This is a genomic window from Comamonas sp. FG99 (genome assembly GCF_057808605.1).
Genome location: NZ_JBMDII010000082.1, coordinates 1 through 1,216 on the forward strand (window position 1 = coordinate 1; position 1,216 = coordinate 1,216).

General features: G+C 54.6%; 1 pseudogene. It reads left to right on the top strand.

Annotated features, from left to right (window positions below):
• Positions 1 to 1,175, top strand: a pseudogene (locus ACODRX_RS25785) (DEAD/DEAH box helicase family protein); the annotation flags it as partial.
• Positions 1,176 to 1,216: the final 41 nt, after the last annotated feature.

The window sequence follows — 1,216 nt, forward strand, 5'->3', positions numbered from 1 at the left end:
CGCGCTGGTCAAGCTGTCAGCTTCGACGAACGGGGTTTTGCAGACCTTCCCTAGAGGCCAACTTCCGCGCCAAGTTTGAGGCACTCAACCGGGTGCGCCTGACCGACAGCGAGTTCCAGCGCCTGCGGGACAGCATCGTGACAGACGATGTTTACAACGCTGCCCAAACGCTACGCAATATCAACAGCTTCGAGCGCGACGATGGCACGCCGCTGAACTACACCTTGGTGAACATCCGGGATTGGTGCAAGAACGACTTCGAGGTCATCAACCAGCTACGCATCAACACTGACAACAGCCATCACCGCTACGACGTGATGCTGCTCATCAATGGGGTGCCGGTGGTGCAAATTGAGCTGAAGACGCTGGCCGTCAGCCCGCGCCGGGCGATGCAGCAGATCGTTGATTACAAGACCGTTCCCGGCAACGGTTACGGCAAAACGCTACTGTGTTTTTTGCAGCTATTCATCGTCAGCAACCGCACCGATACCTGGTACTTCGCCAACAACAACGCGCGCCACTTCAGCTTCAACGCTGATGAGCGTTTTTTGCCGATTTATCAGTTCGCCAGCGAAGATAACAAGAAGATTACCCTGCTCGATAGCTTTGCCGAGAAGTTCCTGGCCAAGTGCACCCTGGGCCAGATGATCAGCCGCTATATGGTGCTAGTGGCCAGCGAGCAAAAGCTGCTGATGATGCGGCCATACCAAATCTATGCCGTCAAGGCCATCGTGGAATGCATCCACCAGAACTGCGGAAACGGCTATATCTGGCATACCACCGGCTCGGGAAAGACTCTCACATCCTTCAAGGCGTCTACCCTGCTCAAAGACAATCCAGACATCGACAAATGTCTGTTCGTGGTCGACCGTAAAGACTTGGACCGACAGACTCGCGAGGAATTCAACCGTTTCCAAGAAGGCTGCGTTGAGGAAAACACCAATACCGAAACATTGGTGCGCCGCCTGCTGTCGGATGACTACGCCGACAAGGTGATAGTCACGACCATTCAGAAGCTGGGCCTTGCCCTGGATGGGGCCAACAAGCGCAATTACAAAGAGCGTTTGGAGCCGCTACGCAACCAGCGAATGGTTTTCATCTTTGATGAATGCCACCGTTCGCAGTTCGGCGACAATCATAAAGCCATCAAGGAGTTCTTCCCTAAGGAAGGTCTGCAAAACCCCGTTCGTCGAAGCTGACAGCTTGACCAGCGCGG